At 57.6% G+C, this 26,088-nt stretch carries 27 protein-coding genes and 2 pseudogenes; 2 read left to right on the forward strand and 27 right to left on the reverse strand.

Annotation, left to right across the window (positions count from 1 at the left end):
* Window positions 1-20: 20 nt before the first annotated feature.
* The 11 genes from BJ6T_RS44670 to BJ6T_RS38595 form a co-directional block, all read right to left on the reverse strand.
* Window positions 21-368 (reverse strand): (2Fe-2S) ferredoxin domain-containing protein, encoded by a 348-nt coding sequence (locus BJ6T_RS44670; protein ID WP_011084574.1) that lies wholly within the window; start codon window positions 366-368, stop codon window positions 21-23.
* 719 nt (window positions 369-1,087) lie between these two features.
* Window positions 1,088-1,432, reverse strand: a complete 345-nt coding sequence (locus BJ6T_RS38565) for a hypothetical protein (RefSeq protein ID WP_011084572.1) — start codon at window positions 1,430-1,432, stop codon at window positions 1,088-1,090.
* A gap of 33 nt (window positions 1,433-1,465) precedes the next feature.
* On the reverse strand, window positions 1,466-1,825 hold the full coding sequence (locus BJ6T_RS38570) for a DUF3024 domain-containing protein (RefSeq protein ID WP_014497964.1): 360 nt from the start codon (window positions 1,823-1,825) through the stop codon (window positions 1,466-1,468).
* Window positions 1,764-2,081, reverse strand: a complete 318-nt coding sequence (locus BJ6T_RS47785; protein ID WP_014497965.1) for a hypothetical protein — start codon at window positions 2,079-2,081, stop codon at window positions 1,764-1,766. The genes BJ6T_RS38570 and BJ6T_RS47785 overlap by 62 nt, the downstream gene beginning before the upstream one ends.
* Window positions 2,078-2,392 (reverse strand): nitrogen fixation protein NifZ, encoded by a 315-nt coding sequence (locus tag BJ6T_RS47790; protein WP_014497966.1) that lies wholly within the window; start codon window positions 2,390-2,392, stop codon window positions 2,078-2,080. The genes BJ6T_RS47785 and BJ6T_RS47790 overlap by 4 nt, the downstream gene beginning before the upstream one ends.
* A 250-nt stretch (window positions 2,393-2,642) precedes the next feature.
* A complete protein-coding gene (locus BJ6T_RS44680) occupies window positions 2,643-2,867 on the reverse strand; it encodes a 4Fe-4S binding protein (protein ID WP_011084569.1) in 225 nt (74 codons plus the stop codon).
* 10 nt (window positions 2,868-2,877) lie between these two features.
* Window positions 2,878-4,377 carry a nitrogenase cofactor biosynthesis protein NifB gene (nifB, locus tag BJ6T_RS38580; RefSeq protein WP_011084568.1) on the reverse strand — a complete coding sequence of 500 codons (1,500 nt, stop codon included), beginning with the start codon at window positions 4,375-4,377 and terminating at the stop codon, window positions 2,878-2,880.
* A gap of 747 nt (window positions 4,378-5,124) precedes the next feature.
* Window positions 5,125-5,349: a putative nitrogen fixation protein NifT gene (gene nifT / locus BJ6T_RS38585; protein WP_011084566.1), complete on the reverse strand. Its 225-nt coding sequence runs from the start codon at window positions 5,347-5,349 to the stop codon at window positions 5,125-5,127.
* Window positions 5,346-6,527 carry a cysteine desulfurase NifS gene (nifS, locus tag BJ6T_RS38590; protein WP_011084565.1) on the reverse strand — a complete coding sequence of 394 codons (1,182 nt, stop codon included), beginning with the start codon at window positions 6,525-6,527 and terminating at the stop codon, window positions 5,346-5,348. The genes nifT and nifS overlap by 4 nt, the downstream gene beginning before the upstream one ends.
* Window positions 6,524-6,817: a hypothetical protein gene (locus tag BJ6T_RS46580; RefSeq protein ID WP_131234256.1), complete on the reverse strand. Its 294-nt coding sequence runs from the start codon at window positions 6,815-6,817 to the stop codon at window positions 6,524-6,526. Before BJ6T_RS46580 ends, nifS begins: the two co-directional genes overlap by 4 nt.
* 33 nt (window positions 6,818-6,850) lie before the next feature.
* Window positions 6,851-7,171, reverse strand: a complete 321-nt coding sequence (locus tag BJ6T_RS38595; RefSeq protein WP_011084564.1) for an iron-sulfur cluster assembly accessory protein — start codon at window positions 7,169-7,171, stop codon at window positions 6,851-6,853.
* A 259-nt stretch (window positions 7,172-7,430) separates the two neighbouring features.
* On the opposite strand from BJ6T_RS38595, the gene BJ6T_RS38600 reads away from it, so the two are divergent.
* Complete coding sequence (locus BJ6T_RS38600; protein ID WP_014497969.1) at window positions 7,431-8,021, forward strand: hypothetical protein; 591 nt, start codon at window positions 7,431-7,433, stop codon at window positions 8,019-8,021.
* Between the two features lie 21 nt (window positions 8,022-8,042).
* On the opposite strand, the gene BJ6T_RS38605 is transcribed toward BJ6T_RS38600, so the two are convergent.
* The 10 genes from BJ6T_RS38605 to nifD form a co-directional block, all read right to left on the reverse strand.
* The gene (locus BJ6T_RS38605; protein ID WP_011084562.1) at window positions 8,043-8,426 is read right to left on the reverse strand and encodes a Rieske (2Fe-2S) protein; all 384 of its coding nucleotides are present in this window, start codon (window positions 8,424-8,426) and stop codon (window positions 8,043-8,045) included.
* A 598-nt stretch (window positions 8,427-9,024) separates the two neighbouring features.
* Window positions 9,025-9,858: a host specificity protein gene (locus BJ6T_RS38610; protein WP_225895108.1), complete on the reverse strand. Its 834-nt coding sequence runs from the start codon at window positions 9,856-9,858 to the stop codon at window positions 9,025-9,027.
* 892 nt (window positions 9,859-10,750) lie between these two features.
* Entirely contained in the window at window positions 10,751-11,044 is a 294-nt protein-coding gene (fdxB, locus tag BJ6T_RS38615; protein WP_011084559.1) for a ferredoxin III, nif-specific, read from the reverse strand.
* Between the two features lie 10 nt (window positions 11,045-11,054).
* Complete coding sequence (locus BJ6T_RS38620) at window positions 11,055-11,249, reverse strand: CCE_0567 family metalloprotein (RefSeq protein WP_026312876.1); 195 nt, start codon at window positions 11,247-11,249, stop codon at window positions 11,055-11,057.
* 19 nt (window positions 11,250-11,268) lie between these two features.
* Entirely contained in the window at window positions 11,269-11,733 is a 465-nt protein-coding gene (locus BJ6T_RS38625) for a NifX-associated nitrogen fixation protein (protein WP_011084557.1), read from the reverse strand.
* A 6-nt stretch (window positions 11,734-11,739) separates the two neighbouring features.
* Window positions 11,740-12,135: a nitrogen fixation protein NifX gene (gene nifX / locus BJ6T_RS38630; protein ID WP_011084556.1), complete on the reverse strand. Its 396-nt coding sequence runs from the start codon at window positions 12,133-12,135 to the stop codon at window positions 11,740-11,742.
* Window positions 12,132-13,541 carry a nitrogenase iron-molybdenum cofactor biosynthesis protein NifN gene (gene nifN, locus BJ6T_RS38635; RefSeq protein WP_011084555.1) on the reverse strand — a complete coding sequence of 470 codons (1,410 nt, stop codon included), beginning with the start codon at window positions 13,539-13,541 and terminating at the stop codon, window positions 12,132-12,134. Before nifN ends, nifX begins: the two co-directional genes overlap by 4 nt.
* A gap of 9 nt (window positions 13,542-13,550) precedes the next feature.
* A complete protein-coding gene (nifE, locus tag BJ6T_RS38640) occupies window positions 13,551-15,194 on the reverse strand; it encodes a nitrogenase iron-molybdenum cofactor biosynthesis protein NifE (RefSeq protein WP_011084554.1) in 1,644 nt (547 codons plus the stop codon).
* Between the two features lie 92 nt (window positions 15,195-15,286).
* A complete protein-coding gene (nifK, locus tag BJ6T_RS38645) occupies window positions 15,287-16,843 on the reverse strand; it encodes a nitrogenase molybdenum-iron protein subunit beta (protein WP_011084553.1) in 1,557 nt (518 codons plus the stop codon).
* A 65-nt stretch (window positions 16,844-16,908) separates the two neighbouring features.
* A complete protein-coding gene (gene nifD, locus BJ6T_RS38650) occupies window positions 16,909-18,411 on the reverse strand; it encodes a nitrogenase molybdenum-iron protein alpha chain (RefSeq protein WP_011084552.1) in 1,503 nt (500 codons plus the stop codon).
* A gap of 598 nt (window positions 18,412-19,009) precedes the next feature.
* Between nifD and BJ6T_RS44690 the strand changes: the two are divergent.
* Window positions 19,010-20,036 (forward strand): annotated as a pseudogene (locus tag BJ6T_RS44690) (IS3 family transposase); the annotation flags it as partial.
* Between the two features lie 186 nt (window positions 20,037-20,222).
* Here BJ6T_RS44690 and BJ6T_RS38670 read toward each other — a convergent pair.
* The 6 genes and pseudogenes from BJ6T_RS38670 to BJ6T_RS49865 form a co-directional block, all read right to left on the reverse strand.
* Window positions 20,223-21,287 carry an IS630-like element ISRj1 family transposase gene (locus BJ6T_RS38670; RefSeq protein ID WP_039228620.1) on the reverse strand — a complete coding sequence of 355 codons (1,065 nt, stop codon included), beginning with the start codon at window positions 21,285-21,287 and terminating at the stop codon, window positions 20,223-20,225.
* 143 nt (window positions 21,288-21,430) lie between these two features.
* Entirely contained in the window at window positions 21,431-21,625 is a 195-nt protein-coding gene (locus BJ6T_RS44695) for a 4Fe-4S binding protein (protein WP_011084548.1), read from the reverse strand.
* A 537-nt stretch (window positions 21,626-22,162) separates the two neighbouring features.
* Window positions 22,163-23,275 (reverse strand): alanine dehydrogenase, encoded by a 1,113-nt coding sequence (gene ald / locus BJ6T_RS38675; protein ID WP_011084547.1) that lies wholly within the window; start codon window positions 23,273-23,275, stop codon window positions 22,163-22,165.
* Window positions 23,276-23,659: 384 nt separating this feature from the next.
* A pseudogene (gene hypE, locus BJ6T_RS38680) lies at window positions 23,660-24,705 on the reverse strand (hydrogenase expression/formation protein HypE).
* The gene (gene hypD / locus BJ6T_RS38685) at window positions 24,702-25,844 is read right to left on the reverse strand and encodes a hydrogenase formation protein HypD (RefSeq protein ID WP_028154318.1); all 1,143 of its coding nucleotides are present in this window, start codon (window positions 25,842-25,844) and stop codon (window positions 24,702-24,704) included. Before hypD ends, hypE begins: the two are co-directional and overlap by 4 nt.
* Window positions 25,841-26,074, reverse strand: coding sequence for a HypC/HybG/HupF family hydrogenase formation chaperone (locus BJ6T_RS49865; RefSeq protein WP_080588819.1), 234 nt, complete (start codon window positions 26,072-26,074; stop codon window positions 25,841-25,843). Before BJ6T_RS49865 ends, hypD begins: the two co-directional genes overlap by 4 nt.
* Window positions 26,075-26,088 lie beyond the last annotated feature (14 nt).

A 26,088-nucleotide genomic window follows, 5' to 3' on the forward strand; every position in this document is an offset into this window, starting at 1 on the left:
GCGGCCGCCAAGCGACGCCTCTAGCTTCGCTTGAGCACTATCACAAGCCGGTCGACACGTTGGCCGTGCTTGAGGTGGGATATGACGATCTCGTCGACATCCTCAGGCGTGGTCGCGCGATACCAGACTCCGTCGGGATAGACAACCAGCAAAGGACCAGAGTTACAAAAGCCAAGGCAGCCCGCAGTCGCGAAGCCAATATCGTCGAGGCCTTGCGCTTCGATCGCCTTGCCCATTCGATCCCACAGAGCTTGCGCGCCGGAGGCGCCACAACTGCCGTGGGGATGGTTTGGCGGACGCTGCGTGTTGCACGCAAAGACATGGTGCCTATAGAGTTGAGGGAGATGAAATTCTTTTTCTGAGTTCACGCGCCTATCCTCTGATAGTGAATTTCAGCTGTCGGGATGAGATGTGAGCGCATAGCCGCCCGCAATGTCCAACGATGACCGTCCATTGGCGCATGGACACCTGCTGACACCAACTCCCGCTTGCGAAGGCAGTCGGAATGGTCGGGCGCCTTACTCGCTGTCGTCGCTGAGATGAGCGATAGGCACCTTCACGTCCGAAGGTCGCCTGCTGATCAATGACAACCTCTTCTCCCGGCATCGAGACCTCTCATTCATGCAACAATCCCCCCGATCAACTTTCTCGAAGAGCAAGTTGCACACCAAATGCGTCATAGCGCGCCTCACAATTGAGGGAAGTTGCGGCAATGCCGACGTTCTCGCCGCTATCAGCGATTGAATGCCCATGGCCTCGCTCAGAACAATAATGTCGGCCGGAGAGACGGCGTCGCCCTCGATCTGTTCACTCATCAAATCGCGGTTACCGGTTCGCTCAACCCGGCCCCGTCGTTTCCTGCTTTAAGGTATCGACAGCAGTTCGGCTCAACCGGAATACCCCGCGGCCACGAGCGAGCGGCTGATAAGCCGAGCTGGCACGGGTGTTGAGGACATCGAACCACCCGTTCGGAGTGAGCTTCCCTGGACGCTGGCCGATTTGTATCACCCGCCCATTCGGGGCGAAGCGGACGTGGATGATGATTTGTTACAAGCTCATACCGATTCCTTATTTTGGCCGCTTACGATCACGAGCTGACACCCGACAAGCTCGACTGTAATGTGGTCGATTTCGAATATCTTAGCGGGACTCCTTCACGTGATTGCAGATGCGCGTCGTAGCACTGCTCGACCATGCGACACCACTCCAAGACATCATCGGTAGGCTTGCACAGCACTGCGCCGTATTCGGCCGGCTCATTGCTCACGGCCCAACATTCCTTTGGCCAATGCGATCCCGGTCGCCCGCGTTGAGTGTCGAACTCACGCATCACGCCCCGCCCGCGGCGCAGCTGGACAAAGGGACCCATGCCGTCGCTATCGGCAGCAAGCAGCCGTTCGATCTCGATCAATTCCTCGGTCGTGATCGCCATCGTCGTTCTTCTATCCTCGGGGACGGTGGTCCTTCATTGCCAGAACAGGCGCTCAGGATCCGCATTCAATTCGTCGATTGCAGGGATCAAGCGATGATAGAGGCTGTAAAATTCCCAGACTCCCCCCGCATGATTTTTGCGAAACAGCTTCCAGATCCCGGTCACGCCATCATAAAGGATCAGCGCGACATCGACGAGCGCGCCATCCTTGTCGATATTGCGCGAGCAGCAGGGACTCTCGATGCAGTAGCCGCCCCACACGGGCGTCACGTTTGGCGAGACGTAGAGATAGCGCTTCCGCGCGCTCAAGCCGCGTTCGATCCGTTTGCGATCAAGCTCGTTGAGATGACGCGCCAACCCCGGTTTTACTTTCCTCATCAGTGCGGAATTCATGATGAAAGCCTCCCTTCAATGCCTTTTGATGTTCTCTTGAACTCCAGCAGATGAGCAGCTCCTCACCAAAATCAACGATAAAGATAGGCTCATGCGCTTTGTTGTTGAGAGTATCGATGACGGTCTGGCGGCTCGGCCTGGCGGCGAGCGAAGCTCCGTCCGTCTCCGTATCGACCGATGAGCGGTGCTTGATCAGGTCGGCTGTCGGTTTACCCCGCTGGCCCCACCAATATTTTGGAAAACCTCGCTGAGTCATGACTCCTCCGGTAGTGGCAAATCATCGACCTCCTCGCCTGCATCCACTGGCTCAAGTTCCTTGCGTTTCATGCCAACGCGGTAGCCGCTTTCCAAAAACTCCACGCCGTAGATGTAGAATTGCTGCAAGAACGTGCCGATCGAGACGACGTAGCCCACCTCCCCCTTCTTGACCAAGACGTCTCCGATCTCCTTGCCGGGATAGGTGCCATCATTCCGGATGACGCGATTGGCGCGAAGCTTTTGGCCAAAGCTGAAGGCGGGTGGGTCGCTTAGCTCGACGGCGTCGCTATCCCGGAGAATTCCGTTCATATTTCGCTCCTCATGCACCGACGGCGCGGGGGCACGCCGAGGGGACACTCTGCTCCGCATCACGAGGCGCCCTCGAGCGCCGAAATGTCGCCAGGCTGTGCTGCCCGCCAGCAACAGCCCCATCGCAGGAATCCAGAGCGGCCACCGTCCGTAAGAGCAGACGCCGGCGCCTGCGGAGCCGCCAGTTCGCAGCGCGACGTTTGGGACGTGTTCAGCACCAGCGATTGCATTGCCGGTCAGGCTCCACACTTCAGACGGGCGCCTGGTAGCGAGGCAAGGCCCTGTCAACCACGCAGGTGTTGTCGACCGGACAGGCAGCGGCACATTGCGGTTCGTCAAAATGCCCCACGCATTCGCTGCATTTCGCCGCTTCAATGACAAAGTTTCCCCCCTTCTCCGAAATAGCAACGTTCGGGCATAAAGGCTCGCAAGCTGAGCAGCTCGTGCACTGCGAGGCGATGATTTTGAATGGCACATATTCCTCCTTACGCCGCAGAGATCCGATCTCCAGGCCAACGCGGGGGCACGCCGCGCTGCACATGCTGGATCTCCCCGCGCTTTACTTTGCCGACATAGGCCCTGAACCAAGCGATCGTCGACTTCTCAATGTACTCATAGGCGAATTGATCGACCGGCTCGATCCCAGCCTTGATCAGGCCGCTCTTGGGGCAGCCGCCGATCTTAGCCACGAAGACCGCGTGGCAGTCACGGATGTCGCGCATGATCACGGATAGCCTATCTTCCTCGCCATAGCCGGCCTGGCAGTAACCCTCCACACGACGTAGCCCGACGAACTTGGCGCCGGATGTGGAGAGCTCGTACAGTTGGAATTCCTTTGCATGTCCAAAGTGCTCGTTGATCAATCCCGAGCCCTTAGTTGCGACGGCTACTAGAACAGTGATCGCGCTCATCTCTCCGGAGACTCCCGCCAACTCCTTTTGACCGGCCGCGACTTTGGAGACGCGCTCATTCTCTACCCTTTTTTGATAAGCCTTGCGCATCTCTAGGTCATAATGGACGTCCATTTTCATCACCTGATCATTGGTGAACTCCGCGCTGCGATCCTCGCCGAGTAGACCGACCGCATCAGCGCGGCACTGCCGGCAATGCCGCATCATGTTTATCTTCCCTTCGCAAGCATCTTGCAGCGTCTTCAATTCTTGAGCCGTCGGACCGCGCTGACCGTTGAGGCCAAATGCTGTTCCGTGCTCGGGTACGGAGATCAGCGGCATGATATTGTGAAGGAAGGCACCGCGCGACGTGACCGCCTTGTTGACCTCGACCAGGTGGTCATCATTGATATTGGGGATCATCACCGAGTTGATCTTGCACAAAATGCCCCGTTCGCTAAGCATCTCGAGCCCTTGAAGCTGGCGATTGGTGAGTATCCTTGCCGCCTCGATGCCGGTGTATCGCTTGTGGTTGAAGAAGATCCATGGATAAATCTTGGCTCCGATTTCAGGATCGACCATGTTGATGGTGATGGTGACGTGGTCAACTTTGGCCCTCACGATGGTATCGACATAGTCTGGCAGCGCTAGTCCGTTGGTTGACAGACACAGCTTGATGTCAGGAGCAGCCTCGGTGACCAACGCGAGCGTTTTGAACGTCTTTGCTGGATTGGCCAGGGCATCGCCGGGACCAGCGATGCCAAGTACCGTCATCTGCGGAATGGTCGTCGCGACCGCGATCACTTTTCTCACTGCCTGCTCAGGGGTGAGCTTCTCGCTCACCACACCCGGACGCGATTCATTGGCGCAGTCGTATTTTCGGTTGCAGTAGTTGCACTGGATATTGCAGGCAGGTGCGACCGCGACATGCATGCGAGCGTAATGATGGTGCGCATCCTCGCTGTAACAGGGATGGTTTTTCACCCTTTCCCAGATTTCGACCGGCAGATCGCCTCGGCCGGCCTGCGAGCCGCAGCTCGCCCGCCCGGTCTTCGCCGAAGCGCGGCAGCCCTTATGCTCGGTTATGGACTGCATGATCTTCCCGCTATTGACCGCTGCTTTGATATATTTTCCGCGCTCCACGACCGAGATCACTCCCCTGCAAGCATCGACGCCCACAGATCATCCTAGAGCGCGCTTCAGGAAGATTAGCAACTTGCATGCCGTGGCGAGGATGATGCGAATGCAACCACAGTACACCGAGTAGGCGCAGCGATAGCGTTGGCACTTGCAAGACAGCAATGATGAGCTTGTTGGCAAAGCGACAGATGCGTCGCCATTCTCACTCGGGGCTCCATCTCGTGTGCTTTTCACTCTCGCGGGGCTCGCCCCGATCCAGCTCATCTGAACGGGCTTTCGCGCGCTGCCGCTCTCAATTGGCCCGATCCGAACTGGGGAAGCCGGACATCATAAGGCCAATACTAGGGCAACACGCGTCCGAATATGACAGGCAGCAATGAGGGCCAAAGATGATGGTGCAATCGCCTTGTCCCGACTGGCTGAGTAAACCCCGCCTCATCAATGCCGTCGCGGCGGGCCGACGTTTGCTGATCTTGATATGCTGCGCCGCAGCCAGTCGACCCCCAAAGCCCCGAGACAGCGCCGACTTACCGGCGAATAAGCCGACCGATGCATCTGGTGTGCTCAGCACATCGCATTTTCAATTCCCTGATGCCAGGACGAGAGAGACGACAATGATCTCGGTCCCCAGGGCGGGCGCCAAGGTCGGCGAGAGTAACCTTTGCATCCGCCGCATCGACAGCGCTCATCTCCGTGAGCGCTTCATGGATCGTCGCCGCTCTCATCCCGCTTCTTCGCGTCGATTGTGATCGGTAACCGTGTGTCGCTCGCCATCTCGGGCAAATCGAGCACCCAACCGTTAGCGACTTTGATCCAGCCGCCCCATAGGGTCTCGTACTCGGAGGCCACGATTGACTCTTCGATATCCTTTTTTGGCACGTAGATTGACAAGCCCGTGTCCGGAGAGCGGCGGATCATGATTTTCACGAGGTCTGCTCCCTGACCGTGGCGCGGGAGCTGGCGCGCATGCGAGTCACGATATCTGACACAGCGCACACGGCCTCATCGACTTCGGCGAGGGAGGTTTCGCGCGAAAGAGAAAAGCGCACGGCGCCGTGCATCCGCCACGCAGGCACCTGCATGGCACGCAGAACATGCGATGGCTGCATTGAGCCCGACCTGCAGGCTGACCCGAGCGATACGGCGATGCCCGCCCGGTTAAGACGGTGGGCAATCGCTTCACCTTCGAGATGGTCGAAGGCAATATTAGTCGTATTCGCCAAACGATTGCGAATGTCGCCAAGCACAACGCACTCGCCATTGCGCAAAATTCCCTGCTCAAGGCGGTCACGTAACGCGCCAATGCGGATGCGCTCGGGTTCAAGCCGCTCCGCCGCAAGTTCGGCAGCTTTTCCTAGTCCGACGATTCCGGGAATATTCTCGGTCCCAGCGCGCCGCCCTCGTTCCTGTGATCCGCCGCAGATCAGCGGCTGGAATTTTGTCCCTTTACGCAAATATAACGCACCTACCCCCTTCGGGCCGTGCAGTTTGTGCGCGGATAGTGAAAGCATGTCGATCGTGCTGTCCTTTAGGTTTAAGCGTACTTTACCAATGGCCTGCACCGCATCTGTGTGAAATAGCGCTCCCGCCTCACGGGTCCACCCGGCCAGACACTTCACGGGAAATATCGTTCCGGTCTCGTTATTGGCCCACATAACCGAGGCAATCGCTGTGCGTGGCCCAAGCGCGCAGCGAAACGCCTCGATGTCGAGCCGGCCGCAAGCATCTACGGCAATAATGCGCGTCTTGACTCCCCTTGCCGCCAATTGCTCCGTTAGCGCAAGTACGGCGGAGTGCTCAACCGAAGTGGTGACAACCTCGTCTCGACCTTCCTGGGTTGCAAGTGCCGAGAGGATTGCGGCATTATTGGCTTCGGTCCCTCCCGAGGTGAAGACGATTTCGTGATCGTATGCACTACCTAGCAGGCCGCTCAAGCTTCTCCGTGCCTGCCTCACCGCAATTGCGGCCTCGTTGCCAAAGGCATGCGCGGACGAGGCATTGCCGAATTGCTCAGTGAAGAAAGGCAACATGGTTTGCACGACGGATGGATCAGTTCGCGTCGTTGCATTGTTATCGAGGTAAATCGGCGCTCGATTCTCGCTCACTGCACCACCCCGCCTGCAGCAACAACGAGGACCAGGCGATCCAAACCTCCGATCTTACCTACCAGGTGCCCCTGAATCCCTTCTAGACTCACGCTCGGAAGCTTGTACGGCTTGCCAGCATTGTCGAGCCGCGCCAAGAGCATGCTGCTATCGTGCCGATCAGCTAACAGGCGCCAGCTTCGGCTTGGCGATTGGGTCCGATCTCTTCGTTCGCGCAGCGAACGGGACCCTCTCGCATCGTGGGGATCGACGAGTTCTTCAGTCGGTCTGGTTCGGCCGGTGTGGTTCATTGCCCTTTCCTTATCGCCTGATCAATGTTTCCATCAGCCGAATGATTTTCCACAGGAGCAGTTGGTGGCCGCGTTCGGGTTATGAAAGGTAAAGCCAGAGCTCTCCGGTGCCAGCACGAAATCGATGGTTGTGCCGGCCAGATGCTCTCGGCTCTTGCTATCGACAAACACCTTGAGCCCATCGCAGTCGATCACGGTGTCGTCAGGCTTTGGCTCATCGGCGATGCCCATCTTGTATTTGAATCCATTGCAGCCGCCTGCTTCGATCATGACGCGCAGACCACCCGCCCGCCGCTCCGAAGATGAAATCGCGCTCTTGATTGCATTGACTGCGCTATCGGTCAGGTTGATCACGTCTTTGCCTCGTCAGCTTAGGCCCAGCTAAGAGCAAGTCACGTGCCAGCGCGCAGACGCCTGATGATGCTCATTTCCGCGCCCCTTGGCTGGCAACGGATGTCGGGTTCCTGACAAGGCACGTAAGGCGGTGCCAGCCACCGGCGCGTTTTCTTTCCGAGCTTCACTGAACGCCGCCACGCAGGCGACGGCAGGCAATTTGCATCGCATCTGGCTCCGACAACGCGTCGGTGAAGAGCATAGATCAAGGACAGATTTAATGACCGCTATCGAGAACACTGCACTCGGCAGACTTGAGAAGGAGAGCCGCCTTCTCAACGCCGTATTCAAAGGCGCGACCACCAAGCCGGGCCGGTTCGGCTTTCGCGGCGACGTCGCACTAAAGTTCCAGACTCAGGTCGCGGACGAGAAACGACCGCCAGACTATTCCATTGAGCAGGTTCTGACGATCGCCCAAAACGGAGAACGCACTATCCCCGTGCTGGCCGGCTACCTACATTCCTTCGCGTATCTTGTTGACGTCGCGACCGTCCTCGACGGTGCCTTGAGCCCAATCGGCAGCTATTTCATTTTCTGCAACAACATCGATTTGCTGGCGAAGTATCGAGTTAAGCTCGGCGATATTAACTTCCACGTCTTACCCTGCGATGAATCCACGGTTTGGAAGGAGATGATGGACTTGGTCGGGCTGAACAAGGACGACATCAAGAAGCTCGATCCGGCCGGCAAGCTTGATTACCTCCTCGATGCCACAAGGGATCTCGATCTATCCTATGAGGAAATCTCGTATGACGACGGACTAAAGAGGATGGAGGCTGTGAAAAACCGCAACGAGAACCGCCCGGTCTGAGGGCGGTCTTCAGTTGTTGGCTCATGCATCGTCCTCCGCGAGATGCACACCGACGGCGCAGATGTCGCCATCCACAACTACCAACGCGATCGGCGTAAGCGCTCTACCTTGACATGGACCTTCGACGCACCGCCCGGTGCCGAGTTCGAAGGTCGAACCGTGCTTGCCGCACATCAGCCGGATACCGTTTGGATCGAGGAATTCGTTCTGCTCCCAGTCCAAATTGACGCTGTGGTGCGGGCATTTATTGACATAGCCAAGCACCTTCTTGCCCCATCGCACCACAATGATGGGCCACGGCCGGTGATTGCCGTCATCTTCGAGGACCATAAGATGAAATCCGATGGCCTGGCGGCTCGGAATGTCGTTAAAGCTGCAAATCGCATAGACGAGAGTTGGCTGCATAGGTTGCTCTTGCAAGACTTAATTGTCGCTGTGCAATTGCCCCTGCAATAACCGTACGAGCGCCGAAACGAATCGTGTCTGGTCATCCGACGCGCAAACTTGGCTATTTCAGCAGATCTCGTTGCACAGCGGCGTATATTTCAGACAAAGGAACATTGAGCCTTCTCGTTCCCTCCGTGCTAGCTGCAGAACTGCTGCTCCGCGCTCCGGGCTTGCCGGACGGCCAAACGCGGCGGATGTCGCTGCTGCTCGTTAATGGCCACGCCGCATAGCGGGGCCACGGTGCCCTCCGATGGCGTATGTCTCACGGCGTCGCGGCCTTCGCAGAAGAGCCATGTGCTCGCTTCCAGCCGGCGCAGGGCGCGCGCAGCGAGCGCGCGCCCCCTTTGAACTAAGACTGTTGCGCCCGCGCTTTGAACGGTCAAACGCCCATCACTTCAGGTTCGGTGTTGCTATTGCAGCCACCTTACTCCATGCGCGTTCGGCAACATGCACTTCAAGCAAGGTGACGGCTCATCGTGCAACAATTCGCTTTCGAAACTGAGTGTCGATATCACTGCTCTCAGCTTTCGAAAAATGGCTCAGGGTCGCCGTTGCGTTACTCCATGCTTAGCCCCGTGAGGACGCGCTCCAAATAGACTGACGGATCATCTTCGTCAGAATAGTCCGCCTGGACCGTCGATTCAGCGGCGGCATCATCATCCTCCACCTTACTAAGGTACTTCGTAGGCTTGCCTACTCGCTGCCACTGGTCGTTCTCATTCTTCGTCCACACCTCGGGATGCTGGTGAGGATCAAGCACCCAGTGATTTCGACCCACATGAACAAAACCCATTTCTGCTAGGCGGGGTTCCATGCCGGGCAAGCCTGGTTTTGACAAGATCAAGGGATCATCACCATCCTCTCTCAGCTGGTACTCAAGCAAAATATCGCCCGCGTTCTCAACCAGGGGATGAGTGACCCGAAGGTCCACCACGGACGTGAGATCGTTGCGCCCAAACTTTTCCCGGAAGGTCTCCCCCTTGATCCGAACCGGACCTCCTGCTCTCAACAGGCCAACTGTTTCGTCACCCAATTGATAGCTGAAGAAGCGCACGGGCCTGGCTGGATCATAGTGAGTGGCGCTATAGCTGCCAGCAACCGTTGCTGCCCGCTCAGCTTTCTTTGATACGAAGTCTGAGTACTCTTGCGGATTAATGGCGATGTTCATGATGTCGCGGCCCAAAAATCTCTGCAGCCCTCGATCGAAGGAACGCTGGTCGATCTCAACAATGGGCGGACCGGAATTCAGATAGTACGCCCTTGTTTCAGATGACGACCCGCCTGGCTCCATACCTGCAAGTGTTTCCGCAAAGCGGGGGCTATCTCCCGGTTCATCAACTTGATTAGCGCTTGTGGATTGGCTGGATGAGCCAACGACTCTGCCATACATCAGATCGCTCTCCTATCGGCAACATTGCACGCGATTGAGCTCATGCCGCGCAAGCTCGCGTTCATAATATACAACCTAACTGACCACAACCTGACCTAAGCATCTGCCGGCGCTCGGAGGCTGCGGCTGCGCAATCCGCAAGCGAGTCACGCACCCGCTGGCCAGCAATCGCAGGCTGATGGCGTGCGATATTGTCCGCGCTTGATCATCAAAAATGTGACGTTCAACGGCGCAGATCTGCAGCACCGCCCTTTACTTTCGGTCGTCGCTGCCATTGACCAATGCAGCCGTCTATCGAGGATCGGCGGCGTGCGCGCAGAATTGCTGCCCGGTGCTTTTGTCGCGGCGTCCGCGACTCGCACGTGCTATTGCACTGTCATCCAATTCGGAGCAGCACCATCCGGTCCCAGGATAGAATCGCGAAGACACAGGTGCCACCATCACATGCGCTTCAACGCGATCGGCGGCTATGATCGGCCGGACAATTGTAAAACCCGTGGACCGCGGCAGACTTTCGCTCCTGCCGATCCCGCAACCGAAGGCCACAGGATAGGATGAGCACGACTGGCTCCGAAGGAAGTGCCTATTCGGAAAACCGACTAGACGACCACGACGGTAATATGATCGCCCGCCCAAGGCCAAGTCGCTTTTCGACAAAACGCGGATCCTGCGATACGAGCGAGACTTGCAAGCAGGCGCCAGACAGCCGGTATGGCTTGCCTCGGGGCTGAGCAGCATTCGGCCATGCGCATCTCCGCTCGTTCCGTCTTGCCATTCAGGGAAAAAATCGGGCCATTCGGGCCGGCTGGCACGAGTCTCCGTTGCGGATTGACCTGATCCAGCGGGGCCTCCCTCCACGCGCTGCGGCGAACGGGAGATAGATCCCCTTCGCTCATGCAGCTGCGGCTGGGACGTGGGTCTGGCAGCTGGCCGGGCAAACCCTATCGCACGCACCGCAGCCGATGCAGGCGCCCTGATCGTTCAGAACCATAATCTTTTTTTCGACTTCATCGTCCGCGTCATTGTCAAGGTTGACGAGTTCGCCCTCCTCGTTGATGCCTTTCAAAGTCATGACATCTTGACCGCACACCTTGAAACAGCGGCCACAGCCGATGCACTTCTTGGCATCGATCGAGGCTAGGTATTGTGGCATCCAGTCGCGGCCGTCTCGCGTTGCAAATGACATGCATTGCCCTTCAAGTATTTTCCAGCTCTTTTAGCTCGCGACTCTTGCGCTCCAGTTCGACATAGACATCGTACGCCTTCTGCGCCACCGCCATAATCGACGTCCAGTTGATGGGCAATTCTTCCGAAAGGTCGTGCAGATCCATCTTGGCCTGTATCGCCTTGGCGGACACTTTCTTTAGTTCGGCCTTCAGTATTTCACTGATCGCCCATGAGTGAGTATCCTCAATAGTTAGCCACGTCTGGAAATTTCCGAATCAGGCCAATTCCCTCGCTGACATATCTATCCCCCTCTTGAGCCAGCTTGACGCAATTATCGAATCCCAAGCGATGCACGTCGCGCAGCTGCTTGTTTACGGCGACCAACCGCCCTGCGATGAGCACTATGCGCCCGAAGCCTTCATGATGCAGCTTCAGGATCGGCTGAACCATAATGCCGGTCTCCCTCTCTACTGACAGGCCGACCGCATTGAAGAACAACTCAAGCCGCCATAGTGTATTGGGATCGGGATCACCGATGATCGGCAATGCGCGTCGTCTCTCCCTGTTCAGGATATAGGGTTCGAGCAGATCAAGGTCGCTCTTCCCTTCCCAGGCTTCATTGGTATCCTGGGCGCGCCAAAGCTTGACTAACTCGATTAGAAATGGTGCGTCGACGACGCTGCCCTGCTGCGCTATTTTTGCGGTCATATCATCTCATTCGTCGAACTCAAACGATCGCGGTTGGTCCTTTGCAAGGACCTTGCGCAGCCAGGGAGGTGGCGTGCCCTTCAGCACCGACTCGAGCTTTTCCAGCAACACGTGAATGCTTTCCGGTTTGCTCACCTTGATAGGATGAATTTTGCTGGCCACCACTCGCGCAGCCGCGGCACCACCAATGGCCGCGACGTATAGGATGGCGCAATCCTTGATCGCCTGGATCTTTGGCGCCAACTTGTCACCACTGCCGTCCTCCTCAAGATCGCCCTCAAACTCGATAGCTTTAAGAAAGACATGCCCGCTGGGCGCGACATCGTAGATTGCAATATTCTTTGCCCAGCCAAAATGAGCATCGACGCGTCTCAGATCCTGAGTGGCAAAAGCGACCTTCATGCAATTGACCTTTCAGGCGCGCCAGTGGAGCGGCGATGCCCCACGTGTTGTGGCAGTCCGGGCGTGGTCCGCCACCTATCGGGTGTAGGTCGGTCGTTCTCGTCGCGATGCGCGATCACGAGATTGGCGATTTGGAAGATCACATTGCGGGTACCACGATAGCCGACGGATACTTGGTGGCCCGCGCCAAGCCGATCGAATATCGGAAAACCTACGCGATAGAACGGCACTTTCAGCCGCCCCGCCGCTTGCCTTCCATGCGAATGCGTGATCAGCAGATCGCAATGCTTTTCTTTTGCAAATCCTTCCAGATCTTCGAGGTCACCAATGAGAACCTCCTTGGTCCTGATTCGCTCGATCACCTCAGACTGAGTGGTCGTCACGGCGACGGTCACCTGCGCGCCCATATCGTGCAGCATGCCGGATAAATCGAACAGAAGGTCTGGCTCGGCACCGATCGCGACTTTGCGGCCGCCAATATGGAAGTGCGCGTCCAACATAGCATCGGCGAGCTGACTGCGCTGGCGTCGATATTTCGAGGGTATCGGGCGCCCGCTAATCTCGCTCAAAAACATCATGAAATCGTCGTTTGGATGAAGACCACACAGTCGCTCGAACACACGAAAAGGCACCCCGGTTTTAGTCTGCATGACCTCAGCCGCGCGCTGCATCTGCGCACCGATTGCAATGGTCCACCCTGCGCGCCCCATGCTCGCGATCTCGTCGACGTCAATGCCGCCGATGGTCGTTGACGTAAACTCATCGGGGATATGCCCGTCGAGCGATCCCGCCAAGTCAGGGAGAAAGGAGGGGTACAATCCGAAATCCTCCAGCAAGGCACGGAGTTCATCAAGGTCGCCGGGCGTCAGGTGACACCCCGGTAGAACATTTACCTTCGAGGGATCCCGCAGGCCATTGGCACTTGGCCGGTCCACCAGCACCTCCACCATGCGTGCAACTGCCTTCTCCCACCCATCCTGGAACGCGCCCTTGAAATCAGGCGTTGATACATATACGAGCGGCAACTTTGTGAGTTGCGGATACGCACTCCGGATTAGTTTGAGGTACGCTTCCACATCGTCGCCGTTGGTCTCGGTGACACCGGTCGAGCAGATTCCGATGATCTTCGGCTTAGCGCGCTTGGAGATGTTAAGTATCGCCTGCTCCAAATTTTCATATCCGCCGAGTACGGTCGCGACCTCGCTCATCGCGGTGGTCTGCAGCGGTATTGCTTCTTTGAAGTGCCGGACAAAGAGCGTGAGACCGAAGGATGTGCACCCCTGTGAGCCGTGCAGAAGCGGCATCGCACCGCGCAGCCCCATGAAGGCGTATGCGCCGCCGATCGGCTGGCTCATCTTCAGCGGGTTGACAACGCAGGCTTTTGTCGGCGCCGTGACCAGGGCCATGGCGACTCCCTACTCTGCGGCCTGTCGCATATCAGATGGCTCGGACATCAACATATCTTCGATGCGTCCTTGACAGCAGCCACCGGCCGCATTGGTATGCTCTCGGACCGCTGCGACGCTCCTCAAGCCGTGCACGGAGATTGCGTCCTCAATCGTGCCCAGATCAACCCTGTTACACACGCAGATATTCCTCGCGCGGCGCGCTGTTTCGGCGAGGACCGGATCGCCGGCGATCGCGGCCATGGACTGCATCTGCTCCCGCGCTTTGGCCAAAGCCTCCCATGGCGCTGGCCGACGTAGCTGCTCCCACATCGGGCTTGAGAGCGAATTATCGATCTCCTCCACCAGCTTGACTATTCCGGCATAGCCCATATAGGCGTGGCAACGCTCCTGGTTGATATCGACCCATGGCACCGCCGCCTTCAGCGCGACAAATTGCGACTTGCCGCCCGATAGCATGATGTCCGCTTCTGCGTCCTTCAACATCTTGTACATTTCGCGCGCAGTCATGTCGTCGATCATGTGGGCATCCTGCCCCATGAGCTCCTTGATGCGCTCCTTGTCTTCCATGGTCGATTTCTTCACACTGGTTCCGACTAATTCCAGCCCGGCTTCCTGGAGCGCCGAGACGACCGACCATGACTTGACACCGCCGGTCATTAACAAGGCCCTTTTGCCTTCGAGTCGCGGCTTGTACGGCTGGATGGCAGCCCACGCCCGCGCTTCCTCGCGCGCGATCACCGCTTCGGTGCGCCCGAGCAGATCTGCCGGGGCGCCGCGCTCAACCAATAAGCGGGCGATCTGGCGTAGCGATTCGCTTGAATCCTGAATACCGTAGAACGACCCCTCGAAGAATGGGATCCCGTAACGTTGCTCCATCTTGCGTGCCACGTTGATCATGGATTTTGAGCACACCAACATTGCCGCCCGCGCGCGATGAGATGAAGCGACTTCGCGGTATTTGCCATCGCCCGAAATGCAGCAGAGAATTCGCACTCCAAGCTCGTCTAACACTGGCTTCACCTGCCAGAGCTCTCCTGAAAGGTTGTATTCTCCGATCAGATTGATGTCGTACGGCGTGGTGTAGTCCGGTTCTCGCGTGCCGATCACGTAGTCGAGCAAGGCTTCGCCCGCGAGCTTGTTACCGAGGTTTTTCGAACCGGCGAAGCCCGGAGAATTGATCGGGATCACCGGTTTTGAGAATCTTCGCGACGCTGCCTTGCAGACTGCATTGATGTCATCGCCGATCATCGCCGGGATGCAGGTTTGATAGACGAAGATTGCGGGCGGATCGCACTTGTCGATGATCTCCTTGATCGCTTTGCACAGCCGCTTCTCGCCTCCGAATACAATATCGGTTTCGCTCAAATCGGTTGTGAAAGCGGTGCGCCACAAATCCGAGCCGGACGACGCCGCGCCGCGATTGTCCCAGGAATTACCTTCGCACGCGATCGGGCCATGTACCAAGTGAGCGACATCGGTGAACGGCTGCAGCGCAACCTTCGCGCCGTCGAAAGCACAGCCACCCGCAGCGCTACCCGGCTGCAACTGTCTGGTACAGCCGTTCCTGCGTTCCGCCTCAGACTTACTGCCATTCTTGGCGCAGCCCGGCTCGTCGAAGATATCCTGGACCGTGGCCGCCAGTGAACTCATCCTGCTTCCTCTCAGGGCAACAAATTGTAAACTCAACCGTTATGTGCTCGTGCCATCGTCCAGTCCTGGACGATGGCACGTGTAGTTGCTCATCAACGAATGATGTCGAAGCTGTAGTCGGTTTTGCCAAGAATGTTGGTCTTGTTGTCGATCTCGTCGAAGATCTTGTCCAGGATCTTGACCAGCACATTCAGACCGCCCTGATAGCCCCATATGGGGGAGCGGTGATGGTGATGCCGGTCGAAAATCGGAAAGCCGATGCGGATCAGTGGCGTTGCGGTATCACGCTCCAGATACTTCCCATAGGTGTTGCCAATCAGAAAATCGACCGGCTCGGTGAACAAGAGTGAACGCATGTGCCAGAGATCCCGCCCCGGATAGACTTGGCAGCCCTGTCCAAATGGCGAGCTTGCAAGCAGCGCCTGCATTTTCTCCTGCCACGCTTTGTTGCCATTGGTGGACAGCACATGGGTCGGCTCGGCGCCGAGTTCGAGCAGAAACGCAGCCAATCCATAGCAAAGATCCGGATCGCCATAGATCGCGAACTTTTTGCCATGAACATGAGCGCTTGAGTCGGCAATGGCATCAACCAAGCGGCCACGTTCTCGCGCGAGTTGCTCCGGAATCTCCTTGCCGCTGATGCGTGACAGCGCGACGATAAAGTCATCCGTTGCTGATAAGCCTACCGGGTAGTTGAAGGATAGAACGTCCTGGCCATGCTCTGCCGCAAATGACAGCGTTTTTTCCGTGCACCATTGCTGCATGGAGATGGTCGCCTTGGCGTGAATCGCGTTCGCCGCATCCTTCAGCGTCGTACCACCGTCATACATCCGGAATTCGCCGTCTGTCGGAGTGTCGAACACTTCAGAATTGTCGGCGAGAACTGTGTGCTGGATGCCCATCAATTCCAAGATGCGCTTAATCTCGCGAAGGTTCCCGACGGTATATCCATCGAACCCGCCAATGATGTTGATCGCTCCATTCGGTTTGCGCTCCAGCTTCGGCGCTGTTCCGGCCTTGCCGTCCCAAAAATGCTCCAGAATGCCTTTGAGGGCATTGTCGTAGCCGGTGACGTGACTGCCAACGAATGCGGGCGTGTGGGCGAACGGCACGTCGAAGTCTGCCGGAACCGAGCCCTTTTCTTTCGACGTCTTGATGAAGGCGTTCAGGTCATCGCCGATCACTTCGGCCATGCAGGTTGTGGAAACCGCAATCATCTTGGGCTTGTACATCTTGTAGCTGTTCGCGAGCCCGTCGGTCATGTTGTTCAGACCGCCGAATACGGCAGCATCTTCCGTCATTGATGAAGAGACACAGGAGCTAGGCTCCTTGAAGTGCCGCGACAAATGACTGCGGTAATAGGCCACACAGCCTTGGCTGCCGTGGACGAAGGGCAGCGTGCGCTCAAAGCCGACAGAGGCGAATACGGCGCCAAGCGGCTGACACGCCTTCGCCGGATTTACCGCCAGCGCCTCCCGCGCGAAGTTTTTTTCGCGATATTCGGCCGTTTTGGTCCATTCCTTGATACGTTCGACCTCGGCAGGATCGCGCGGATTCTCGAATATCTTCTTCTTCGCCAGCATTTGCTGGTATTCTGGACCGCGGAACAGTTCGACATGATCGAGCACGTGTTCGGCACTCTGCGGCATCGGTGAAATCCTTCACTATCAGATTGGAATCGCCCGGGCTTTCCCGGAGAGCGAGACGAGTTGCGTTATTCTGCAGCCTGGAGCTTGGCGCTCGGCGCTTCCTTCCAGGGAGCTTTCGTTCTTTTCCAAATTGGCGAGTTGACGGCCATGTCCATGTCGCGCGCGAAGATCGCAAAGCCGTCATAACCGTGATATGGACCCGAATAGTCCCACGAATGCATCTGCCGGAACGGCACACTCATCTTTTGGAAAACGTACTTTTCCTTGATGCCTGAGCCGACAAGATCAGGCTGGAGTTTTTCGACGAAGCGCTCGAACTCATAGCCATTGACGTCATCATAGATGAGGGTGCTGTCTTTCACGTAGTGCTGAGCTGTGCGCTGATAGTCGTCGTTGTGACCGAACTCGTAGCCAGTGCCAATGACGTCCATCCCGAGGTCCTCGTACGCGCCAATCACATGACGCGGACGAAGGCCGCCGACGTACAGCATCACCGTCTTGCCCTCGAGGCGCGGGCGATATTTTGCAATCACGGCGTCCACCAGCGGCTGATACTTCTCGATCACTCGCTCGGCGCCTTCCTTGATCTTGTCGTCAAAATAACCCGCAATCCTGCGCAGTGAGTCCGCGATCTTTGAAGGTCCGAAGAAGTTGTACTCGCACCAAGGGATGCCGAACTTCTCTTCCATGTGGCGTGAGATATAGTTCATGGAACGGTAGCAATGCAGAATGTTGAGCTTTGCCTTCGGCGTTGCTTCGAGCTCGGCCAGTGAACCGTCGCCGGACCACTGCGCGATTACCCGTAGTCCCATCTCTTCAAGCAGAATTCGCGATGACCAAGCATCGCCGCCGATATTGTAGTCTCCGATGATCGCAACATCGTATGGTGTCGGCTCGAACTTTGGTTTGCCCTCGGCCTCGATATGCCCGAAAATCCAATCGCGTACCGCATCGTTTGCAATGTGATGGCCTAGTGACTGCGACACACCCCGAAAGCCCTCACAACGGACCGGCACGATGGTCTTGCCTCCATATTCTTTGGATTTCGCCCTTGACACCGCCTCGATATCGTCACCGATCAACCCTACCGGGCACTCTGATTGTATCGTAATGCCGTTGTTGAGTGGAAACAGCTCTTGGATTTCATCAAGGATTTTGTCCAGTTTCTTGTCGCCGCCAAATACGATATCCTTTTCCTGGAAGTCGGAGGTGAACTGCAGAGTCACGAAGCTATCGATGCCCGTGGTGCCAACGTAATAGTTGCGCCGCGAGCCCCATGAATATTGGCCGCAGCCAACCGGGCCATGGCTGATATGAACCATGTCCTTGATTGGTCCCCAGACCACCCCCTTCGACCCTGCATAGGCGCACCCTCTTATCGTCATCACGCCGGGTATGGATTTGATGTTGGACTTCACCCCGCAGTCCGACTTACCTGCTTGGTGCACGTTGAGGTGCTTGGCACGCCTTTTCGCGGTTTTCTCCGGATAGACCTTCAGCACCTCCTCGATCAGCTCTTTGTTGCGAGCCCTGATTTCTGCGACGCTGTTGGTCGTGGCGAGACTCATCTGGTGTCCTTTAAAAGGTTAGCTGTTGGGAGGGCGGCTTCTTGATCCAAGACTTTGCAACCGGCATGCCAGGGTCTCATGAGCACTAAAACTAGAACAACAACAGTTTCTTAGCGCGACTTGTACGGTGACGGGCTGTTGTTGCGAATCCGACATCTCGCCTTTGCGAGGGACTCTTGGTTTGGCGGTGTTCGAAATGGAACAAGGCGGCCGCGCGTGAAATTCACGGCGGAGTTTTTGAGTTTATGCGCGACAGCAACGCTCTGCGGTGTAAGGCGGAAGCAGGCCGCAAGTCTGGCTTCCAATCCTTCATACTTATTGAAACCTACAGGTGCTCACCTGCGATGTAATGACGTGCGCGATCTCGCGCTCTAGATCTCAAGGCGAGCTACCTCGACGCCACGTGAACTTCTTAGGCTCGTTAGATCACACGAGCATCGTCGCGCCTTGATAAGGGGCACGCACGATCACATCGATGTCTTCGCGTGCGTTGTACATGCCGAGGGACACAGAGCTGGCCCCGCAAATTCGGACAGTAGCTTGAGTGGATTTTCTGCCTGACAGCGGCGAGGATTCTTGCTGCGAATCAGGAGCGAAGATGACGAAGAAGAGCCGCCGGACGCATTCTCCGGCATTCAAGGCGAAGGTTGCTTTGGCTGCGGTCAAAGGCGGCAAGACACTGGCTGAGCTGGCCCAACTGTTTGATGTTCATCCGAACCAGATCACGATCTGGAAAAACCAGCTCCTGGAAGGCGCCGCCGGCGTGTTTGGGCATGACAAGACATCGGCCGAGACGCCGGTCGATTTGAAGGCGTTACATGCCAAGATCGGCGAGCTGGCGTTGGAAAGCGATTTTTTGTCCGGCGCGCTCACCAAGGCGGGCCTGCTGAGCGCAAAGCGATGATCGACCGCGGTCATGATCTTTCTATCGTGCGCCAGGCGAAGGTCCTGAAGCTGGCTCGCAGCACGGTCTACTATGAACCTCGGCCAGTTTCGGCCGAGGACCTTGCCTTGATGCGTCGGCTCGATGAGCTGCATCTCGATTATCCCTTCGCGGGAGCGCGTATGCTGCGATCGTTGCTGCGGCGGGAGGGCGTATACGCCGGTCGCCGCCACATCGCGACGCTGATGAAGCGCATGGGGATCGAGGCGGTCTATCGTCGCCCGAACACGAGCAAGCCGGCTCCGGGTCACAAGATCTACCCGTACCTGTTGCGCGGATTGAAGATCGAGCGGCCCGACCATGCGTGGGCAATGGACATCACCTACATTCCGATGCGGCGTGGCTTCGTCTATCTCGCGGCGGTCGTCGATGTGTTCAGCCGACGGGTCCTGGCCCATCGCGTCTCGATCACAATGGAGGCGGCCTTCTGCGTCGAAGCGGTCCAGGAGGCGTTGGCGAAGCACGGCAGGCCCGCGATTTTCAACACGGACCAGGGCAGCCAGTTCACCAGCCTCGAGTTCACCGATGTGCTGCTGGACGCGAAGATCGCCATCAGCATTGCGTTGTGGCTAGGGGACGCGCCCGACGACTAGGCGCGTTGGACGGCAAGGGCGCCTGGCGCGACAACGTGTTTGTCGAGCGGCTCTGGCGCACGGTCAAATACGAAGAAGTTTATCTCCGCAATGGCCGCATGACCGTCGCCGACGATTTTGTCGTCGCTCTGGTCGGGCTACGCCCTCCCGACGCAACGACAAAATCGTAAAGCCCCGCGTTCAGCATAACCCGGCAGGAATCCACTTAAATCCAGCGGGGCGCTGTCCAAACAACCGGGGCCAGCTCTCTTCGAACACGGGGCTAGTACCCGGAATCAGAGCTGAGTGATACGGCGGCCTTTGAAACGGCGTTGACGGACCTTTTTCTTGGTCCAGACGAAGGGCTCGGCTCTGTCGTTGTATGCGTTGACGTAGGCATCGATGTGTTCCTGAAGCTGCTTGAGGCTCGTGAAGGAGGTGCCGCTGAGCGACTGCCCCTGCAAGATGGAAAACCATACTTCGACCTGATTGAGCCATGGCGCACTTGTCGGCGTGAAATGAAATTGCACGTTGGGGTGGGCCTTGAGCCAGTCCTCGTTCTTTTTATGGGTGTTGAGGTTGTCGAGGATGACGTGAAGCTTGCGGTTCGGAAAAGCCGCGGTGACGCTGTTCATGAAATCGAGAAACTCGACGCGGCGCCGGCGTTTTGAATGGGTCGCGATGATCTTTCCGGTGGCGACTTCGAGCGCCGCAAACAATGTTGTGGTGCCATGCCGCTTGTAATCGTGGCTTTGGCCGGTTAAGGCGCGGCCATTGGGCAACTTCAGATAACCCTGCGCTCGCTCCAAAGCCTGGATCGAGGGCTTCTCGTCCACGCACAGCACAATGGCCTTCGCCGGCGGCGCGACATAGAGGCCGACAACATCGGCGGCTTTGGCCGTAAAGTTCGGGTCGTTGCTCTCGCACCAGGACTTGCGAGCCACCAGGTCAATCTTGTGGCTGCGCAGGAACCGCCAGACATATTGGACATCGACATCGCCCAGCGCCTCGGCCAGCAGGGGGCCGGTCCAGCGCGCAAACCCTTGCGGTGGCGGCTTATCCAGCAGCTTCAGAATCCGCTTGTCGGTCGTCTTCGTATAGATCGGCTGCTTGCCAGGCCGCGGCTTGTCTTGCAGCCCTTCAAGGCCATGGTCGGCATAGCGATGCCGCCAAAGGCTGACAATCCGCGGCTGGACCCCAACTTCCTTGGCGATCGACCGGGTGCTGCGCCCATCCGCCGCCAACAGAACTATCCGCGCCCGCTTCAAATCGCGCTGCAACGTCACCGGTGAGCGACAGCACGCCTCAAGCACCTTGCGATCTTTCCTCGAAAGGTGGACTTCTCTTGCTTCGGGTATCATCCCGACCTTGAATCACGACTCACGTTCCAAGAAAAGTGGGTACTAGCGAGCGAGGAAAACGGGAGACGGGTCGCAAAGGCGGCTGTTTTGGATATTATCTTCATCATGCTTCGTGCAGGAGCCCCTCTCATCGGCTGCCGCTCCTATGCGGGCACGCAAGTATCTGGCACGGGGCAAACCACGGCGCACTTTGGCGCGTCAGAATGCCCCTCACATTGGGTACACTGGGACGGATTGATCACATAGATGTCGTTCTTCAGGCTAATCGCGGCATTGGGACACTCGAACTCGCACGCACCGCAGACCGTGCATTGGGATGCGATTATCTTGTAGGCCATCAGTGCTATTCCATAAGCAAAAGGTGCGGAACAGTTTCTTGCTATCAAGTCTTGTGCCAGACATCTTGAGCTTGATTCATCTGAAGAAATTTCGATAACGCAGGTCGCCGACCCGATACGGTGTCGCAAATCCTACAACGAACATGACAATCTGATCTCGATCCTGTGGTTTGCGCATGATCGGTGTCACGGCCGTCAGCGATCAGGTAAACCACCTTCTCCAGCATTAGGGAACGATCCGAGATCCTTAAGGCCGCCTGCCGCGGCTATGATCGATGTGTCGCGACATCATGGAGCTGTCCGGGCAAGTATCAGGTCGCCCGCGGCGCATCTTGTCGGCTTCACTCAATGGGACCGGAAGGTACATCGTCTCCCTATCCTGGCGGCGGTTGAGGCAGGCGTTCGTCCGGTGATCCTCTGCTTCGTTCCGCACTCCTAATCAATACTGGCGGAGGTCAGTTGATTAATAGCCGAAAAAAGAGCCACCCCGAAGGGTGGCCTTAGTCAGGGAGGAAACGCCCATGAGGGCCTCTGGGATCAGGCCGCAGCCTGTTCGATCGGGGAGAAGGGCAGCCCGAGGCTCTCGGCCACCGCCTTGTATGTTAGCCGGCCCCGATGGACGTTGAGGCCTGCGCGCAGATGTGGATTCTCGAGTACGGCGGAAAAACCCTTGTTGGCCAGAGCCAAACCAAACGGCAGGGTCGCGTTATTCAGTGCCTGGCTCGAGGTTAGCGGCACGGCACCCGGCATATTGGCCACACAATAATGAATGATGCCATCTACTTCGTATGTTGGATCAGCGTGAGTGGTTGGGCGCGATGTCTCAAAGCAGCCGCCCTGATCGATAGCGACGTCCACGAGTACGGCTCTCTTGCGCATTGAGCTCAGCATGCTCCGGCGGACCAGCTTCGGAGCGCTTGCCCCTGGGACGAGCACCGCACCAATCACCACGTCCGCCGCAAATACCTCTTCCTCCACGGATTCGATGGTCGAAAACCTAGTGCGAACCCGTCCTTCGAATAGCTCGTCCAGCTCACGGAGCCGGATGATCGAACGATCGATGATGGTCACCTCTGCGCCCAGACCAGCCGCCATGCGCGCGGCGTGCGTACCGACGACCCCACCTCCAATCACCACGATTCGGGCAGGCTGAACCCCGGGCACCCCACCGATCAGCAGCCCTCGCCCCCCTGTACTCCGCTTTAGAGCGCTACCCGCCGCTTCGATCGAAAGCCTGCCCGCGACCTCGCTCATCGGCGCCAGCAGTGGAAGACCACCATGAGCATCAGTTACGGTCTCATAGGCGATTGCAATGCATCCAGATTTCAAGAGGCCGGCAGCCTGTTCCGGGTCCGGGGCCAAGTGCAAATAGGTGAACAGGATTTGATCCTCACGCAGCTGGGACCATTCGGCCGGCTGAGGCTCCTTGACCTTTACGATCATCTCGCTCGATGCGAATACCTCAGCTGCCGAAGTTAAGATCGTTGCGCCGGCATTGCGATAATCGCCATCGGTTGCACCAATGCCAGCGCCGGCATTGGTCTCGATCATCACGCGGTGGCCCGCTGCCACGTATTCACGGGCAGCTCCTGGGGTAAGGCCCACGCGATATTCGTGCGCCTTGATTTCCTTTGGAACTCCGACCTTCATTTGAATACTCCCTGCCTGACGCGCCTTCTTATCGGAAGCGCGCAGCGATATCGCGACGCAGCCGGGCAAAATGGCGCAGGAATTCAGCGATATTTGCGAGGCTTCGCAGGATTTCAAACCCAGGGGTGCTGGGTAGATCGTGTGATCCTGTTCGCTGAACTTAGCCGTCGAAAACTGCGCGATGCCGGTGAATCGTTCCGAATTGCAGTCGCGGCCCGCAGAAAAGCCAACAACCGAAATCCAGCCTCGCCGAACTCCTCAAGCAGCAAAGACAGCAATTTGCCAATTAGGTAGGATTGCCTATCAAGCGAAACGCTTGTTGAGCTGAGGGCTAATGGCGTTGTCAGTAAATGGCGGCCAAGAAATGGACGTTGCGCAGCCTGTTCAACAGATCCGAGGCAATTGTTCCCCCACAGCCAGTCGACGATTCGCCGGCCGCCGAAATCGGTCGTCATCTGCACAAATTTGTGATCGTCAGCCACCGCCTCACCGATATCGGCCGCATTGGACCCGAGGGGGTGCGCCTTCATGGCTGCGAGAACGGCATCGGCAGAATCCGGCGCCACGATCGCGACGAGCTTGCCTTCGTTGGCAACATGGATCGGTTCGAGTCCAAGCAGTTCGCAGGTAGCCGCAACCGCAGGCTTCACCGGAATCATCGATTCCTGCAGATGGAAGCCGAGCTCTGATTGAAGCGCGATCTCATTGAGAGCCGCAGCGAGCCCGCCGCGCGTAGGGTCGCGCATTACCCGGATGCCGCCACCGCCAGCGGCAACCATGGCCGCAGCGAGACTATGCAACGCTGCTGAGTCGGAGACGATTTCGGTTTGAAATGCAACGTTCTGACGCTTTGACATGATCGCCACCCCATGATCACCGAGGCTACCGGACAGCAGCACACGGTCCCCGACCTTTGCCTTGTCAGCGGAAAGATCGAGCCCATCGGCCACCAGCCCGATCCCGGTCATAGAGATGAACAGACCGTCCGCCTTGCCACGCTCGACCACCTTGGTATCCCCGGCAATGATATAGACGCCGGCGGCACATGCCGCCGCGCCCATCGACTCCGCGATCGTCTTGAGATCCGAAAACCGGAAACCCTCCTCGATGATAAAGCTGGCCGACAAATAGAGAGGACGCGCACCGGACATCGCGATGTCATTAATCGTGCCGTGCACAGCCAATGACCCGATGTTGCCGCCAGGAAAGAACAGTGGCGAAATCACATAGCCATCAGTCGTCATCACCATCCTGCCTGCGGTAACATCGAACGCCGACTGATCATTGGAGCCGGCGAGCCATTCATTACCGAAGGCCTGATGAAAGAGGCCGGAGATTAGCTGTGCCATGGCACGGCCTCCGGCCCCGTGGGAAAGTTCAACGCGTCCGTTCTCCACATCGAGCTTGCGTTGATAGGCTTTCACGCTCATGACGTCTGCCTCGCCTGCTCATCGCGAACTCGGCGATAGGTCCAATACGCCGCACAAGCTCCTTCTGATGACACCATGCAGGCTCCTATGGGCGTTTCCGGCGTGCAGATATTGCCAAACAACTTGCAATCGATCGGCCGTTTGGCGCCACGCAGGATCGCGCAGCATTCGCAGGCCGGATTGTCTGCGACACGCAGGTCATGGATCGCAAAGCGCGTCTCGGCGTCGAATTTTGCATATGATTGCTTCAGCTTCAGTCCGCTGTTGGGTACCAGTCCAAGCCCGCGCCATTCAAACTGCTCACGCAGCTCGAAGACCTGCGAGACCTCCTCCTTGGCGCGCCGGTTGCCTTCGCGTGTCACTGCACGGCTGTATTGGTTTTCCACCTCGTGGCGGTTTTGGTTCACTTGCCGCACCAGCATCAGGACAGCCTGCAGCACGTCGAGGGGTTCAAATCCGGCGACCACGATCGGCTTCTCGAATTGTTCCGCCATGGGCTCGTAAGGCTGCGTACCGACAATGGTGCTGACATGTGCAGGCCCGATGAAGCCGTCAATGGGGACCCCGCCCGTGTTGCGGATCTTCGGGTTCTCGAGAATGCGGTGCATCGCAGAGGGCGTAAGAACGTGATTGCAGAACACGCTAAGGCCCTCGAGCCGCTTGTGCTCGGCAATCCTGATCATGACCGCCGTCGGGGGCGTCGTGGTCTCAAATCCGATGGCAAAGAAGACCACTTCGCGGCCCGGCGTCTGTTCGGCGAGCCGGATAGCGTCGAGGGTCGAGTAGACCATCCGAATGTGGGCACCCAGCGCTTTGGCAAGCAACAGGGACTGCCCTTGCGACCCAGGCGCGCGCATCAGGTCGCCGTAGACGCACAGAATGACCTCTGGCCGCTCGGCGAGCCGGATCGCCATGTCGATACGGCTCGCCGGCAGAACGCAGACGGGACAACCGGGCCCGTGGATCATCCGAACGTTCGCGGGCAGCAGATCCTCAAGACCGTAGCGGGAGATTGCATGAGTGTGTCCACCGCAAAATTCCACGAACCGGTAGGCTCGTTGTGAACTGACCTCAGCGTCAATTGCTCGCGCAAGTCCCTGCGCGATAGTCTTGTCGCGAAATTCGCTGGAATATTTCACGATCGGCATTCCTTCGCAGCGCCTAGCTCCTGCAGGAGCTCTAGCGTGCGCTTGGCTTCCGCCGGATCGATCTTAGCGAGCGCATAGCCGACATGGACCAGGACGAAATCGCCGACGTCGAGCTCGTCGAGGAGGGCAATCGATATCTCCAGGTTGACGCCATCGATGAACACGAGGGCCATTTCGTTGGGAAGAATTTTCGCGATCTTTGCCGGAACCGAAAGACACATATCAGGCAGCTCCT

The organism is Bradyrhizobium japonicum USDA 6 (assembly GCF_000284375.1).
Lineage (GTDB): Bacteria > Pseudomonadota > Alphaproteobacteria > Rhizobiales > Xanthobacteraceae > Bradyrhizobium > Bradyrhizobium japonicum.